At 28.9% G+C, this 18,523-nt stretch carries 6 protein-coding genes; 5 read left to right on the top strand and 1 reads right to left on the bottom strand.

The window, feature by feature from the left end; genetic code table 11:
- Positions 1-560 precede the first annotated feature (560 nt).
- Entirely contained in the window at positions 561-6,680 is a 6,120-nt protein-coding gene (locus U9R42_02370; GenBank protein MEA3494859.1) for a PKD domain-containing protein, read from the top strand.
- Positions 6,681-6,685: 5 nt separating this feature from the next.
- Positions 6,686-13,150: a DUF5011 domain-containing protein gene (locus tag U9R42_02365; protein MEA3494858.1), complete on the top strand. Its 6,465-nt coding sequence runs from the start codon at positions 6,686-6,688 to the stop codon at positions 13,148-13,150.
- Positions 13,151-13,253: 103 nt separating this feature from the next.
- On the opposite strand, the gene U9R42_02360 is transcribed toward U9R42_02365, so the two are convergent.
- Positions 13,254-15,452, bottom strand: coding sequence for a S46 family peptidase (locus tag U9R42_02360; protein ID MEA3494857.1), 2,199 nt, complete (start codon positions 15,450-15,452; stop codon positions 13,254-13,256).
- 149 nt (positions 15,453-15,601) lie between these two features.
- Between U9R42_02360 and U9R42_02355 the strand changes: the two genes are divergently transcribed.
- The 3 genes from U9R42_02355 (at position 15,602) to U9R42_02345 (ending at position 18,350) form a co-directional block, all read left to right on the top strand.
- Complete coding sequence (locus U9R42_02355; protein ID MEA3494856.1) at positions 15,602-16,237, top strand: uridine kinase; 636 nt, start codon at positions 15,602-15,604, stop codon at positions 16,235-16,237.
- Positions 16,218-17,540 carry a folylpolyglutamate synthase/dihydrofolate synthase family protein gene (locus U9R42_02350; GenBank protein ID MEA3494855.1) on the top strand — a complete coding sequence of 441 codons (1,323 nt, stop codon included), beginning with the start codon at positions 16,218-16,220 and terminating at the stop codon, positions 17,538-17,540. Before U9R42_02355 ends, U9R42_02350 begins: the two co-directional genes overlap by 20 nt.
- Before the next feature lie 279 nt (positions 17,541-17,819).
- Entirely contained in the window at positions 17,820-18,350 is a 531-nt protein-coding gene (locus U9R42_02345) for a hypothetical protein (GenBank protein ID MEA3494854.1), read from the top strand.
- The last annotated feature ends 173 nt before the right edge of the window (positions 18,351-18,523 follow it).

The raw sequence follows: 18,523 nt of genomic DNA, 5'->3' as shown, positions 1-18,523 counted from the left end.
GTATTAGGAAATGAAAATAACAGTGGATTTTACATTGGTTTTGGAGAATCATTCTAATGCAAAAACGGCATACAAAAAAGATGTATCTATTATTAATGGATTTTTAATTATTTTTTACCCACCTAAGTCAACATAGTACCTATTAAAATAATGAAGTACTAAATATTTCTCATGGAAATCAAAAAATTTATATATTTTTCATGAAAAAATAAAAAAAAATGCAATTATTCAATTGCTCTGTAACACCTATTATTACTTATGTTTTCAATAATTATTATATGAAATAATTATTTTATTAAAAAAAAGACAAAAAAAATGCTTACCTTTTGGCTTTTAAATATACTAACATTAAATGAAGAGTTGCGTTAATTAATTGTTAAGTGTAATATTAAGCGAATTATTTATGACAATATAGTTTTAGCGAAAATATTATTAATTATGATATGAAGTACTTACACAAAACACATTATATAATATTAGTATCAGTTAGTAATCAATTTATTAATAAAGTAGCAGATACTATTCAGGAAACAAAGATTAAACTTTCTAAAATTAAATAAATGTTAATAAAATACAAATATCGAATAGCATTTTTGTTTTTATCAATTTTTGTACTAATAAATTTTAACTATGCACAGTCTGTATATAATTCAAGTACTTTTCTCAAAGCGTATGATATTCAAGCAGATTCGTTGGTTCTTCAATCACAGCAACAAATTACCAATAGTTATGGGGTTGATGTTGATGTTCATGTGGCGTCTAAAACTTTATTTGTAACAAAAGAAGGAAGTAACAAAATAAAGATATTTGATGCTGTTACAATGACTGAATTAGGGTCTGTAAAAGCTCCTCAGGCAAGTAATCTTGCAGGAATTACAATTAATCAACAAACAGGAATAGTATATTCGGTACAAAGGAAATCAAATAAATTATATATATATCTTTGGGATTCGGTAAACGATTCATTAATACTTCAGGGTTCGTCTTATGTAACATTACCTTCATGCAATTTCGCTTATGGGCTTGAGTTTGACCGCACAACAAGTCGTCTATATGTAGGTGATAGAGGTAATGGGATTAAATATTATAATATCAATAATTTATCTGTACTGGCAGGTCAAATTAGTACAACTAATGATGCTATTGATATTGCCATAAATGAACAAAATCAATGTTTATATTTTACTTCAGGTTCTCCGAGTGGGAGTGCATATCTTTCGAAATATGAACTTGCCACAAATACTGAAAGTACAACAAATGTAGGGTCAACTACTCTCGGTGTTGCGGTGAATCAATTAACAGGATTTGTGTATGTTTCAACTTATTACGGTGGTTCGAATGGTCAACGTCTTCTTACTTATAATCAAAATCTAACAAAGTTATGGACATCGGCAACTGTTGGATTTACAACAGGACTTGCCGTTGCAAATATTGGCTACAACCCTCTTGAATTATATGTTAAAAATAATATTGGAAGTGCTTGCATAGTTCCTGAAGGGAAAATTACATATAGCATTAAATATCAAAATCAACTTAATTTTGATACTATTTCAGATGTTAATATTATTGCAACATTAGCTGATAGTTTTATTTTTATATCAGCTTCGGATAGCGGTATTTATGATAGTTCTAGTAAAACCGTTAAATGGAATATTGGTAGTCTTTTACCACACACATTTACAGATTCATTTACTTTAGTAGTTAAACTGTCATCAGCATTTCCTCAATACAGTACTGTTTTATTAAGTTCAGTTATTGATGGTAATCCGATTGGTCCAACTACTGTTACCGATTATCTTGATATATATTACTGCGACACTCTTCTTTCCATTGGAAGCGATACGACTATTTGCCCCGGTGATTCTGTTATTTTAAATGCCTACGGATATGGTTTTGAAAATTATTTATGGCAGGATTCAAGTTCTAATCATGAAATTTATGCCGATACTCCCGGTATTTATTGGGCGGAAGTTGCAACAGGATTCGGTACAACTTTAAGAGATTCTGTTGTTATTTCAAATCATCCTTTGCCGAATGTTGATTTTGATATTTTAGATAGTATCCAATGTTTATCAGCAAATGATTTTTACTTTTCAAATAATTCCTCAATAGCATCAGGTTCAATAAATTTTTTCTTCTGGGATTTTGGTGACGGAGATTCTTTAATTTTTGATTCGGCAAATCATTCATATAATTATTATGATACCTTTTTAGTAAAGCTTTATGCAACTTCCAATTATGGATGTATTGATTCGGCAAGTAAAAATACTTACGTAGATCCAATGCCGATAGCTGATTTTTATGTTGATGACAATTTACAATGCTTTACAGGAAACAATTTTGTTTTTACCGATAGTTCAAAAATTATTGACGGCTCAATTGATTCTTTATATTTTAGTATGGGTGATTCATCATATTATTATTCTTCCGATACAAATCACACATATCAAAATTACGGACAATACAGTGTTACTCAAATTGTTATTTCATCAAAAGGCTGTATAGACACTCTGTCAAAAAATATTTTTGTAAGTGCAATGCCTGAAGCGGAAATTTATGTAAATGACTATTCTCAATGTCTAAGTAGTAATAATTTTATTTTCATGGACAGTTCATCAGTTACTAATGATTCTATTTCTGTTGTCAGTTGGAACTTTGGGGATAACACAACTTCAAATTCAAAAAATCCAAACCATGCATACAGTACATTTGACACTTTTAATATTAAATTAAAGGTTAGTTCTACTAATGCTTGTTCCGATTCTACATTTACTACTGTTAATGTTTCTCCAATGCCAAAATCAAACTTTTCAATAAATGATACAGACCAGTGTTTTAATGAAAACCTATTTTTATTTTATGACAGTTCAACAATGACAGCTTCTTCTTCGGGCTTGACTTATCAATGGAATTTTGGAGACAGTAATATTTCCGATAGCCAAAATACTTCTCACGTATATTCAAATTACGGCACTTTTAATGTTAAACTTACAGTTACCTCAGACAAAGGTTGCAAAGATTCAATGACAAAAACAGTTATTGTTTATCCAAATCCTGATATTTATTTTTCGATAAACGATAGTTCTCAATGCTTTGCACAAAATAATTTTTATTTTTCAAATAATTCAACAATCAATAGCGGTTCATTAGCATCATATTACTGGACTTTTGGTGATGACTCATTTTCCAATTCAAAAAATGCTCAACACACTTACTATTCAAATAATACATTTTCTGTAAAATTAAAAGTAACATCAGGGGGAGGTTGTAATGATTCATTGACGAAAAACGTATATGTAAACCCAATGCCTATTGCAGGATTTTCCGTGAATGACAGCATACAATGTTTTAATGAAAATTTATTTGCTTTTACAAATTCTTCATCCCTTAGTTCAGGCTCACTAAATTATATTTGGCATTTTGGAACGGGAGATACTTCATCTTCTTCAAATCCAAATTACATTTATTCTTTGGCAGATACATTTAGTGTAAAACTTTCGGCAACAACAAATTTTGGATGTGCTGATTCAACTATTAAAACAGTATATATTTCCCCTTCACCAATTGTTGATTTTAATGTAAACGACTCTACACAATGCTTTAATAAAAATAATTTTGTTTTTACAAATAATTCAACAATAAGTTCAGGCTCACAATCTTTTTTATGGGATTTTGATGATGGAAATTATTCAACATCAACAAGTCCTGCTTATGTGTTTCAAAGCTTTGATACATTTAATATTAAAGTTGTTTCCACATCAAATCTCGGATGCAATGATTCGTTAACAAAACCGGTTTTTGTTTTTCCTTCACCTAACACAAACTTCTCAATCAATGATAGCCAGCAATGTCTATTAGGAAATAGTTTTAATTTTAATAATTTATCAACAATAAATTCAGGCTCATTAAATTATCTATGGTTTCTTAACGATAGTCTAAAATCAACAAATAAACATTTTAATAATTTAATAATTGAAATACCTGACACCTATCAAATAAAGCTTGTTACGTATTCAAATAACGGATGTTTTGATACACTAACAAAAAATATTTATGTTCATCCGTCTCCTATTTTAAAATTCTTAATTAACGATACATCTCAATGTTTTGACAATAATTATTTTATTTTTAATAACAAATCATCAATAAGTTCAGGCTCATCAAATTATATTTGGGACTTTGGTGATGGAGGTTCTTCAACAAATATTAGCCCTTCACATTCTTATAATTCACCTGATACTTTTGGTGTTAAACTAATCGGAATTTCAAATCTCGGTTGTAAAGATTCTTTAACAAGAAAAACATATATTCATGTTCATCCTGTACCAATTGCTGATTTTTCAATAAATGATAGTGGGCAATGTCTAACAGTAAATCTTTTTAAATTTTTTGATAACTCGGCTATTTCTTCAGGTTCAATGTTTTATAATTGGAGTTTTGGCGATAGTAGTTTTTCAACACTCAAAAACCCTACTCATAGCTATAATTATTTTGATACAATAAATGTTAAATTATTAACTGTTTCAGATTTTGGATGCAAAGATTCAATAACAAAAAATGTAATAGTTTTTCCTATGCCGGTGGCAGGTTTTAAAATAAATAACACTACTCAATGTCTTTCGAAAAATACTTTTTTGTTTTCCGATAGTTCTTCAATCATACATGGATCAATTGACTCTTTTTGTTGGAACGTAGGTGACGGGACAAATTATTCGGGGAAAAACATAAGTCATAAATATTTACAATCCGATACATTTTTTGTTAAACATTTGATTTTTTCATCCTTTGGTTGTAAAGATTCGATAATAAAAAATATTATTACATACCCAATGCCTACGGTTGATTTTAGTATAAACGACAGTACTCAATGTTTATCAGCTAATCGTTTTGAATTTTATAATTCTTCGTTTTTGTCAGGATATCAACCTCTTGACAAATTACATTTTAAATGGAATCTCGGAGATTTATCCAATACTGTAAATACAGTTGATGCTGTTCATTCTTATCTAAATTACAATACTTTTAATGTAAAACTTGTTGCAACGTCAACGCAAAATTGTATAGATTCAATAACAAAAAATATTATTGTTTACCCTATGCCTAAGGCAAATTTCTCTGTAAACGATAGTATTCAGTGCTTTGCCGAAAACAATTTTAAATTTTCGAATCTTTCAACAATAGACCAAAGCAATGCTTTGACTTACTTTTGGGATTTTGGAGATAACAATACTTCAACAGTTGACGAGCCTGCTTTTAGTTTTACAAAATACGGTACATTTACTGTAAAATTATTAGCAACATCTTTTTTTAATTGCAAAGATTCGATTTTTAAAGATGTTAAAATTGCACCTACTCCTTTGGCAAATTTTTCTATAAATGATACTTCTCAGTGTCTGAAAAATAATAATTTTATCTTTTCAAATAAATCAACTATTTCGGAAGGTAATTTGAGTTATATTTGGGATTTTGGAAATATTGATACCTCTACCCAAACTTCGCCACATTATTCTTACGATTCAAATAATTCATACATTGTAAAATTAATTGTTTTAAGTAATCAAAATTGTAGCGATACATTAGAATTGTATGTTGTTGTACATCCTATGCCTAAAGCAAATTTTGATTATGAAAAACCCTGTCTCAACGATAGTTTTTCCTTTTTTGACAAAACAACAATTTATCCACCCGATAATATTTCTTCATGGTACTGGACTTTTCATAACGGTAATTCCTCAACATTTCAAAATCCTGTTCACATTAATTCAATGTCGGGAAATTATCCTGTAACACTTTTTGTAAGATCAAATAATGGATGCGAAAATGAAATAACAAAATATTTATTTTTTAACAAGCAAGTAATTGCAAACAAAATTGAAAGGGCAACAGTTATTGATGACAAAAAAATCTTGATTGAATGGACAGAAAACCTAATTGGAAATCCAATGATGTTTAGGCTTGAACGTTCATCAGACAATTTTAATTATAAATTTATTGGCAATTTTGAAATGAATATTCTTAATTACATTGATAAATTTGTAAGTGTTGATGACAGTTCTTACGTTTATCGTATTCAAATAATAGACAGTTGTTTATATAAATGTTCATATTCAAATATTGCTAAAACTATTTTGTTAACAGTTGATTCAACAAAAGAGTTTTCTGTTTTGAACTGGACACCATACCTTGATTGGGAAGATGGCGTATCGGAATATGAAGTTCAAATATTTGACGAAAACTTTAATCAGTTTATTACAATCGATAATCAACAACCGTCAACGCCCAATAATTTAAAGTATATCGACAATCAAAGCAAGCTTAATCAAGAAGAATATTGCTATCGTATAGTGGCAAAACGAAATGGTGATGAGTTGGAATCAATGTCAAATGTAGTTTGCTTGCCAACACAGTTCAATCTATGGATGCCTAATTCTTTCTCACCCAATAGGGATGGATTAAATGATATATTTGAAATAAAAGGAACATTTATTTTGGATTTTAATATTAAAATTTTTAATCGTTGGGGTGAAAAATTATTTGAAAGCAATGATGTAAAAAATTGCTGGGATGGAAATTACAATGGTTCAGCTTGTCAGACAGGAGTTTATTATTATCAGCTTTATGCAAAAGGAACTAATGGCAAAAAGATAAGCCATTACGGAACAATAACATTATTAAAATAATTATTATGAAAAAAAATGTGGTTTTTGTAAATTTACTAATTGTAAGTATTTTTTTCTTTTCTTTTAATAATTCATTTAGTCAAGAATCAATTGATGATGGATTACAGTATAAAAATACACAATTACAAAACGAAATAATAAATAAGCGGGACATGAATAGCAGGCATTTCAAAAATCCTGATGGTTCTTTTTCTGCATACATTTTTCCTTCTCCTATTAATTATTTGAAAAATAATAAATGGGAAGTTATTGAGTGTAACATAATTTCAAATACAACACAATTATTTTCAGAATATTTATATTCAAATACAAAGAATTTTTACAAATCATTTTATTCAGCTAATGCCGGAGAAAAAGGCGTACTTACACAATTAGATGAAGGTTTAATTAAAGAATTTATAAGTCCTGAAATAAATTCCTTAAAGAATGGTGAAATATTGAATACTCATTCTATAAATAACGAAAAAGCTATAGTTGCTGGTAGTAAATTATTTTACAAAAATGCTTATCCGTCAATAGATGTTAGATTTACACAAACAAATACAGGCAGAAAATTAGATTATATAATTAATGACAGAAATGCAATTCTTTCCGAATCAAAAAATTGTGAAGAGATAGCATTTTCAGAAACCATAAAAATACCTGTAAATTGGGAATTAATAGCTACATCCAAAGAAATCAATATATTTGATGAAAAAGGAAAGTGGATTGCAAACTACCCTGAACCAATAATATATGAAAAAAATGCTTCAACTTATAAGCCGAATATTGAAGAAGAACACATCATTTCAGGAAAATACAAAGTAGAAAAAAATGGCAGGCAATATAAAATATTTACAATAGTTCCTCTTAATTGGCTTCTTGAAAAAAACAGACAGTTTCCTATTGTTGTTGACCCAACGGTAAATTACTATCCTACTAATTCAGCTTATTGGACAGGCAGGCAAATGAACAGTACAAATAAAAGCAATGGTTATATGCGCATTACTAATACTTCAACAACTTCTTGGGCAAAGTTCAATATTGCAAATCTTGCTTATGCTACTATTAAAGACGTAGATTTTTTTAGCTATCATTATATAAATTTTTCAGGCTCAAAATTGGTAAAGGTAAATGACATGAATAATACCGACCCTGTGTCTGCAAACTATTCAGATATCTGGAATTCTATAACAACAAATGATAGCTATATTACAAATTATGAGTGGGGTGGCACCAGTGCAGGTTGGAGAGCAAAGGATTTAGGAACAACAGCAGATGCAGATATTCAAGCAAGAGCTATATCCCCGGGATGGACAGCAGTAGGCTTTTCTTATAATTCAGGAATTACAACTTTTATGACTCACTACGGTTATGATAATTCTGTTTATAAACCATATATGAGAATTAAATATAATTTTTATTATAACGATTTGGATATTATTAGTTTACTCTCTCCCAACATGGCTGTTTTAGGAAATAATACTATTAAAATTAAATTAAAAAATGATGGAATTGATTCTATTTCACCACAAAATATATATTTAAGATACAGATCAAATAACAGTAACTGGGTAAAAGATACTATGCATTTAACAAGTATTTGGAATCCAAAAACTACAAAGGATTTTACGTTTTCTAAACCCTTATTTATTTCTGTTGAAGATACATATACTATTTGTACAAAAATTTACCCTCAATTAGCAAACGATCCTGACAATGAAGACCAATTATGTGTTATAAAACATTCACCTATGGCAGGAAATTATACAATCGGCTCATCAGGAGATTATCCATCATTTAACGCAGCAATAAATGCATTAATAGATTATACAGTTGATGGTCCGGTTACGTTTTCTGTATATTCAGGCACATATAACGAAAGACTTGTTATTCCTAATAATATTGTTGGAGTTTCATCAACAAACACTGTAACATTTATCGGAATAAATAAAAATAATGTAAAACTTATATATCCCGGTATTAACAATTCAAATAGAGCAACTCTTATTTTTAACGGTGCAGATTATTTTACTTTTAAAAATATGACTATTGAAAACACAGGAACTATTTCTGCTTATGGAATATTATTTACAAATCAGGCAAACTATAATAAAATATCTAATTGTAAAATAAATGTAAATAATACTACAAACAGTATGTATGTCCAGGCTATAGTAGCATCAGTTTCAGAATCATCAACAACATACAGAGGACACAATGCGAATTATAATACTATTGAAAACAATGAAATATCAGGTGGATTTTATGGCATTAATATGTATGGAGCTTCTTGGGCTCGTTGTTGTAACAATGAAATAACAGGAAACACATTTACTAAACAAAATGGCTGTTCTATTTTAATGAAATATCAGGATAATACAACAATTAATTTTAATAATATAAATATTAGAGAAAGAGATAAATTAGCTATTGGCATATATACTAATTCTTGTAAACATTCGATTATTGATGCAAATATTATTCAACCAGGCAGAATAGGAATTCGTTTAGATAGGGAAAATTATTATTTAAGTAATGATAGTACTATTGTTACAAATAATATTATAAATAATTTTCATGATACAATCTTACAACAAGGAATTTTTGCAAATAATAATTGTTATTATTTAGAAATATATAATAATACGATTAAAGTAACAGGTTCAAAATCTAATAGTATTTTATATTCTGCAATATGTCTAAATAATACATATAATCCGGTTGTTAAAAATAATAATCTTATAAGTACAGCAGGTACTATGTTGATTTCTTATTCCGGCAATGGATATTTAATAATCAACGGCAACAATTATTACCATCCAGGAAGTACTACTAATATGTTTTATAATAATTTTGTTTCTTATCAGAATCTTGCAACATGGAAATCATCGTCCACAAATATAAAAATGCCTCATGATGTAAATTCAGTAGAAAATTTTGACCCTCATTTTTTATCCGCTACCGATTTACATTTAGATTCAAATTATCAAATGATCAGGGTAAAACCGTTAACTCTTCATGATGTTGACGGAGACCCAAGATGTCCTTATGAGGTGTCGATAGGAGCCGATGAATCAAGATATCAAGAATTACTCCCAACAGCTTTATTTTATGTTGACGATACGGTTTGTTATAGCTCGCCTATAACTTTACATAATTTTAGTAGCCAAAATTCAAAAGCTTTTAAATGGTATGTGAATGGAGTTTTTAAATCAAATAATATTGATTATATTAATACTTTTTCTCAGGGAACACACTATGATACAGTCTCTTTAATTGCAACTAATTGTGGAGGTAATGATACATTTTCTAAAGGAATTTTTGTTGACACACCCTTAGTGGCTCCAATATCTGATTTTATTTGTAGCAATAATAATTTAGAAGTATTAGAAACGCTAAAGTTTTATGACCTAAGCAGTTTTTGTCCAAGTACGTGGCATTGGACTATTTCACCCGATACTATCAATACACCATACGGGAAATTTAGTACATATAGTTTTATTATTCCTACAAATAAAAATTCTCAAAACCCTAAAATTTATTTTAGTTATCCGGGCAAATACAGTGTATGCCTTAACACAACTAATATAAGAGGTTCATCATCAATCTGTAAATCCGATTACATAATTGTAAAACCAACTCAGTGGATGTGCTTTTACTCTCTTCCTCAAATAGAATCTTCTATAAATGGGTTCTTATTTGATGATGGAGGTCCTTCTGATTATCAGGGTAGTAAAAATTGTTCTTTTAAAATTGACCCATGTGCAGACACATTATTTTTTACTTTTACCGAATTTAACACCAAGCCGGGAGATTTTTTAAGAGTTTTTGATGGGGTTGATAATCAAGGAACAAAGCTTTGGAATACTTCAAAATACGGATTCAATGGAATAAGTGGCTCTATGGCTTCCCCCGGATTTGATACTGTTTTAACTGCTCCGGGAGGTAAATTATATTTCGAATGGGTTACTAATGTTTTAGGTTCAAGCACAGGCTTTGTAGGTGAATGGTCGGGTGTAAAAAAAATAGTTCCTAAAGTATCAGCATCAATAATTGCCCCAGATACCGTTTGTGCTAATATGCCTGTTGTTTTTACTTGTCAAAGTAATGATGATATTTCTTATTACAAATGGAAAATTAATGGAATGCTCATATCGATTAATAAAATATTTGTATATACTTTTTCTTCAACCGGGACATATAATATTTCGTTAACTTTAAATAATTGTGGTGGAGATACAACATATTACAAAAGTATTGTTGTAAAACAACCTAATCAACCTCCGACTGCTGATTTTACTGCCAACATTTTAAAACCTTTGGTAAATCAAGATGTTGTTACATTTATTGATTTATCATCAGGATGTGTTGATAATTGGCATTGGAGTATTAGTCCATCCACATATACGGTTGTTAGTGCTTTCCCAAACGGACATAGTCCTCAAATTAAATTTTTGGATACTATTTGCTACAACATCACTCTTGTTGCAGGCTATGGTTCTAATTATGATACATTAACAAAGCAATGTTTTATCAAAGGAATAGATTATTGCACTCCTTCTGTTCAAATATTAAATTCTGATGTTGGAATTTGTAGAGTTACTATCGGTAAAATAAATAATTATTCATTAATAGGAACAAAAGCTTATACAGATTATTCAAGTTTTTGTTCAACCATATTAGAAAGAAAAGCTTCTTATTCAATAAAAGTAGAAAGAAATACATTTTATAATGCAATAAAACACTCGGTATGGATTGATTGGAATATTGATGGTGATTTTTTTGATCAGGGCGAATTGGTAGCTTACAATCTTTCATCAGGAGCAAGACAATGGACAGATACATTTACCGTTCCCGATTCTGTATGTCTTGGAGCTACAAGAATGAGAATAGGTGTTAGCCTTGAAAAGAAAGTTAATGAACCTTGTACCAACAGATTTATGGGTGAAGTTGAAGATTATAGAATATTTGTATCTAATGATATATCTCCTCCTAAAATTACTTTAATAGGTCAGGATTCAGTGTATTTTCAACAATGCACAGCTTCGTATTTTGACTCAGGTGCAACAGCCTGGGATAATACTAATAAAGACATGACCGCAAATATTATTACAACAAATAACTTGGATTTAAATAATTCGGGAACTTATCAGTATAAATATAATGTTAAAGATTCAAGTAACAATCAGGCGAATGAAGCAATAAGAACAATTATTATAACTCCCGACACTACAAAACCGGTGATAACTTTAAAAGGAAATGTTCATGATACTACCGAAGTACTTATTCCTTATTATGATTCGGGATATATTGTTTCCGATAATTGTAGTGGATTTGATACGGTTATTATTTCTGGCAATGTTGATGTTTCAAAAATGGGAACAAATTTGTTAAAATATGTTGTTTATGATAAAAATGGGAATATTAGTACAATACAAAGAACAGTTGTTGTTGTTGACCGTACTCTACCGCAAATTTCTTTTATTGGTAACCCAATCGAATACACTGAGGTTTATCATCCATATAATGACAAAGGCATAAATGTTTTTGATAATTATTGTTCTAATAACATTACAACAATATCAGGAATAGTGGATACTTTAAAAGTAGGGAAATATTACCTAAAATATGAAGTAACGGATTGTAATGGTAACGGACCCGTTTCCTTATCCAGAACCGTAATTGTTTTTGATTCAATATGCCCTCAAATTTCAAGTGTTTATTCAGATGGAGATACAATTAAATTGGAAGTATTTGAGACTTTTAATATAGATAATTTTATTATTACTGATAATTATGATACAAACATAAACATTAGTTATTCAGGTTCTTTTATTAGTTCATTTAGTGATTTAGTTGCAGACATTATAGGGCTTTATAAGATGGAAATTATAGCTACAGATCAATCTGCAAATAGTACAATATTTACATTATATATTAATGTTGTTGATACCGAAAAACCTGTAATAACTTTACTTGGACAACACCTTTGTAATATATGTAGATTTCAATATCTTGATTCTGCACAACTTGCTATTAAGGTTACTGATAATTATAATAAAATTTTTAATATAAAAAAAACAGGTACATATTTTTCCGAATATCTCGTTTTTAGCAAAATTGGTCTTTACTCAATTAACTTTAATGTAAAAGACCAGTCTGGTAATTCTGCCACCGAAAAAAATATTTATGTAAATGTAGAAGATTGTCCTTGGTCTATTAATGAGATAAATAAAAACAATAATATCTTTATATATCCCAATCCTTCAACGGGGGAATTTATTGTTAAAGCAAATTTTGATAATGAAAAGGACCTTGATATTTTTATCACAAATTCAATAGGAAAAACTATCAGAATCATCAAACAAAAAAATATTAGAAAAGGAACTTTTTTAATTGATTTAAACAATTTTAGTACAGGAATTTATTTTGTCAAATTTCAGATTAACAACAAAGTTGTAATTAAAAAGATTTCAATAATAAGATAAGTGAGAGCTATCTGAAAAGAGTAGCAAATAAATTGTTGTAAATAAAAAAAGCCGTAGAACAAATATTTATTCTACGGCTTTTTTTACAAAATGTTTTAATTTATTATTCTACTTTTACAGCTTCTTTAACTTTTTCAGTTTTTGCGGTTACAATATCCAGTTCATCAATAAGATTTGTTGCTCCTGCAAATTTGTCAATTACAAATAAAACATATCTGATGTCAACACTGATGGTTCTATTTAAAGAGGGGTCAACTACAAGGTCGCCTGTCATTGCTTCCCAATTTCCATCAAAAGCAATACCTATAAGTTCGCCATTGCCATTTATCACAGGGCTTCCTGAATTTCCGCCTGTAATATCATTGTTGCTTAAAAAACATACCATTAAAGTATCTTTTTCTGCATAAGGTCCAAAGTTTTTATTTTCAAGTAGTTTGTGTAATTTAGGATCAATTTTGAATTCACTATCGTTAGGGTCTTCTTTAGACAGTATTCCGTAATGTGTTGTATGGAAATGATAATAAACAGCATCCTTAGGATGATATGGAATTACTTTTCCGTAAGAAAGACGCATTGTAGAATTTGCATCAGGATAAAAAGTTTCGTCTTTTTTCCACTCTCTTAAAGCTACAAAATATTCTTCTTGTAATGTAGAAATTTTATTATTTGAACTCAAAAATGCCATATAATTTTTTCTCATAAAAGAAGATATATCATCAACTAATTTAAAGAATAAGTCTTTTTTAAAGTATTTTTTCTTAGGATTTTCAATGAATTTTGCAATTGTTTCTTCACAAAAAAGATCAGACTCCGAGAACATCTCTTCAAAGAAGTTATCAAATTTTTCATCCATATCTTTACCTTTATATTCTTCTTTTACCCAAATGTAAAGTTCGTTGAATTCAGGATTGCTAAGATTTTTGTAAAGCTTTTTAGCAAAAAATTTAAGCATTACTAATTCCGATTTGTAATAGCCTTCTTCAAACATAGCTTTTGATGTTTCTTTTAAATTGGCAATATCACTATCAACATCTTTTTTGTTTAACAATTTTTCATGAATACTTTTAATATCGGAAATATGACTTTTAACTCCAAGTCTTGATATGCCAACTGCTGCATAATAAAAAGAAGGCATTATTCGGTTCATATTATTATATGCTATTTCAAAATCATTAAATAATTCACCGTATTTTTCTTTATTTTCTTCACTACTGTTTATCCATTCAATAAGTTTCTCTTCTTTTTGTTTGTATTCACTAACAAGTCCAAATTTTTCTAAACCAAGGCTTTGTCCTTTTAAATATTTGTAATAATTTGAAATTCCTGCATATTGTGAAGCCATATCAATACGTACTTGGTGGTCTGCATCCATTGCTTGTTTCATCATTGAAAGTTGTTTGCCAAAAATATCAATCATTGCGGGTTGCTCTTTGTTAAGTTTGTAAGCTATATCGTAAGATGTTAAATATCTTTCAGTAGTTCCGGGATAACCAAGAATCATTGAAAAATCATTTCTTTCAATACCTTTTAATGAAATAGGAAAATGATAAAGAGGTTTGTAAGGAACATTATCTTCGTTGTATTCCGCAGGTTTTCCATCAGGAGACATATAAATTCTCAGTATTGAAAAATCGCCTGTATGACGAGGCCACATCCAGTTATCAGTATCTCCTCCAAATTTACCAATTGAAGAAGGGGGTGCAGCAACAAATCTTACATCATTAAAAGTTTCATAAACCAAAAGAAAATATTCTGTTCCTGCAAACATAGTTTTTACTTCTGCTTCAAAATGATTGTCTTTAGTAGCTTTATTTATTACTGAATCAATAATATGTGATTTAATGTTTCCTACTTCATCTTCGTCTTCAGTAACGGATGTTAATGAATCAATTAAAAATGTAAGGTCTTTCATGTAAACAAGACGTGAAACTGAAAAATCGGGAATAGGAATTTCTTTATCAAAACTTTTTGCCCAAAATCCATTTTCTAAAAAATCATTGTCAACACTACTGAGGTCAGCAATTGCACTAAATCCGCAATGATGATTTGTAAAAACAAGTCCTTTTTCGGAAACTATTTCTCCTGTGCAAAATCCTTTTCCAAGACGCACAACAGCATCTTTCATACTTGAATTGTTGATGTCATAAATGTCTTTAGCACTAAGTTTAAAACCAAGCTTTTTCATCTGTTTCATGTTCAATTGCTTGATGTAAAGTGGTAGCCACATCCCTTCATCGGGTTTGGCTTGTGAGATAGTACTAAAAATTAGAACTAATAAAAATAAGGTTAATAATTTTTTCATAATTTAATAAATATTTAATTTAAGCTTTTATAAATCTATTTAATAAGATGCAAATCTAATAAAATTTAAGGTTTACAGAAAAAATATTTTAGAGCTATCCTAATGTGAAAATTAGATTTAATACCTTTGAGGCGTTAAGTTTTACACAAATGGAGAATAAAATTGAACTATCATATTATTTGATAAGTGTTTGCGGAGGTAGTGCTTCAGGGAAATCTTTATTGTTGAACAAATTACGTAAAGAATTTTCGGAGGAGGAATTATGTATTATTTCTTTGGATGATTATTACAAACCTAAGAAAGAAATATTTAAGGATGAAAAAGGCATTTATAATTTCGACCTCCCTAGTGCTATTAATTATGAACAGTTTTACAATGATTTGCTAATTTTATCAGAGGGGAAAGAAATTGAAAAACTTGAATACACATTTAATAACCCGAACAAAGAACCAAAGGTAAAGCTACTAAAACCCACCTCAGTGATACTAATTGAAGGGCTGTTTGTATTACATCTTGAAAAAATTGCATCCTTTACAGATTTTAAAATATTTGTTGAAGCTGATGAAAAAATCAGATTTATAAGAAGAGAAAAAAGAGATATTTATGAAAGAGGAATACCTGAAGAAACTTTTATTCATCAATGGAACAATCATGTGATTCCTGCTTTTAATAAATATATTTTACCCTATAAAAATAATGTTGATATTGTTATTAATAATAATGTTGATTTTGACGAGAAATATAGTTTTGTGATAAATAAAATTCATGAAAAAATTTCTTCATAAAATTTCTATGGACTACAAACAAACAATAGATTATTTATTCGAAAAACTACCTATGTATCAACGTGTAGGAGATTCGGCTTTTAAAAAAGACTTGACGAATATTATTGCCTTTTGTAAGCACTTAAAAAATCCTCAGCTAAAATTTAAATCAGTTCATATTGCAGGAACAAATGGTAAAGGTTCTGTAAGTCATTTGCTTACATCCGCTTTAATGGAGTCAGGATTAAAAGTTGGATTATACACTTCACCACATCTTCTTGATTTTAGGGAAAGAATAAAAATTAATGGCAAAGATGTTACTCAAGATTTTGTTGTTAGATTTGTAAAAGAAAATAAAAAAATTATTGAAAAAGTTCAGCCTTCATTTTTTGAAATAACCGTTGCTATGGCTTTCGATTATTTTGCTAAGCAAAATGTTGATATTGCTGTAATCGAAACAGGACTTGGAGGGCGTTTAGATTCAACCAATATTCTTAATCCGCTTGTATCCGTTATTACAAATATTTCTCTTGAGCATGAAAAAATGTTGGGAAACACTATCGAAAAAATAGCTGTTGAAAAAGCAGGGATAATCAAAAAAGAAATTCCTGTGGTAATTGGAGAAAAAAAATTGAGTACGGAAAAGGTTTTTCAAAAAATTGCAGAAGAAAGAAAATCACCAATTTATTTTGTTTCTGATGAATATCAATTTGATTTTAAGGGAATTGAAAATATATTTTCAGTTTTTAATATTTTTAGAAATGAAAAAATAATTTTTGATAAATTAAAATGCGACCTTCTTGGAAGTTATCAGGGAGAAAACATTAATACGGTTTTAAAAGTTCTTGATATTATTTCGGATGAATTAAAGAGTGAATTTAATTCTATGAATTTAAGAAAAGCTTTTAGACAAAGCATAAAAAACACAAACATACATGGAAGATGGGAGTTAATGGAAGAAAATCCTACTGTAATTTTTGATATTTCGCATAATGCTGTTGCTGTAAAAAATATGCTTATGCAAGTCAATAATTATAAATTCAATAATTTACATATTGTATTTGGAATGAGTAATGATAAAAGTTTTGAAAATATTTTTAAATTATTGCCAATTGAAGCAAATTATTATTTTGCAAAACCCAATGTGCCACGTGGATTAGATGCAAATAAGCTAAAAGAAATTGCAAGTAAATTTGATTTAAAAGGAAAAGTTTTTAAAACAGTAAAGCATGCATTAAGCACTGCAAAAAATAATGCAGTGGAAAATGATATGATTTTAGTTACAGGTAGTGCCTTTGTAGTTGCAGATGCAATGAGCTTTTAGAACTTAACGAAATTGAATTTCGAAATAATATTTGATTTTTATAAAAAAAAACGTTCTATGTTGATTTGTGTGGGTGAAAAAATATTAAAGCCACAGACTTCGTCTGTCGAAGACATGCTATGTATAATCGAAGTAAGACTACGTCAGTCGAAGACAGATTCACAGATTACAAAAAGAGTAATTTTGTAATCTGTGAATCTGTGGCAAATTTGATTACCCAAGTATTTGACAAAGAACCAAAAAAAATACGTATCTTTGATAAGAAAAAATATTAACATTATGAAAAAATTAGCAACATTTATTGGATTATTTTTGGTTTTATTTTTTATAAAATGCGATAAATTAGATGAAGCATTAACTTTTTATGTTGAGCAGACAACAACAACAACCATTGAAAAAGTATTTTCAATTCCCGGTTTGCCAATTGATATTCCTATTCCTACTATTCCAACCAATTCAACAAATGATTTTGAAAATCACAACACTAAAGCAGAGTTAGTTAAAGATGTTAAACTTAATGAATTAACTTTAACAATTACAAATCCAACGGATAAAACATTTTCCTTTTTAGGGTCCATTCATATTTATATTTCAACAAATAGTGAAGATGAAATTGAATTAGCATGGAAAGATAATATTTCTTCTGTTGCCCAAAGTATAAGCTTGGAACTTACAGATGAAAAACTTGATAAATATCTTAAAAGTAGCACTTATTCATTGAGAACAGAAGCAGGAATAAAGGAAATTTTATTACAAGATGTTGACCTTGATGTTTTTCTAAAGTTTAAAGTTACAGCAGATCCGCTATAAGTGGTTTCTTTATTTAATTGATTTTAGATTTTACATTATGATAGATTAACTAACTTTGCAGTGAATTTAATTAATAAAAAAAGAAAATTTTAGCTACTTAATTTTGAATTTCAAAGAGATACTTGATAAATATACCACTCATAAAGAGTTTAGTGAAATTGCTGATGAAATTA

The organism is Bacteroidota bacterium (assembly GCA_034723125.1).
GTDB lineage: Bacteria > Bacteroidota > Bacteroidia > CAILMK01 > JAAYUY01 > JAYEOP01.
The sequence above is the reverse complement of the archived record's forward strand: the minus strand, read 5'-3'. Positions and strand labels throughout refer to the sequence as shown.

Bases quoted from the DNA above. Each gene is read 5' to 3' on its own strand.
- U9R42_02350 (MEA3494855.1), top strand. From the start codon at position 16,218: ATGAAAAAATTTCTTCATAAAATTTCTATGGACTACAAACAAACAATA.
- U9R42_02360 (MEA3494857.1), bottom strand. From the start codon at position 15,452: ATGAAAAAATTATTAACCTTATTTTTATTAGTTCTAATTTTTAGTACT.
- U9R42_02355 (MEA3494856.1), top strand. From the start codon at position 15,602: ATGGAGAATAAAATTGAACTATCATATTATTTGATAAGTGTTTGCGGA.
- U9R42_02370 (MEA3494859.1), top strand. From the start codon at position 561: ATGTTAATAAAATACAAATATCGAATAGCATTTTTGTTTTTATCAATT.
- U9R42_02345 (MEA3494854.1), top strand. From the start codon at position 17,820: ATGAAAAAATTAGCAACATTTATTGGATTATTTTTGGTTTTATTTTTT.
- U9R42_02365 (MEA3494858.1), top strand. From the start codon at position 6,686: ATGAAAAAAAATGTGGTTTTTGTAAATTTACTAATTGTAAGTATTTTT.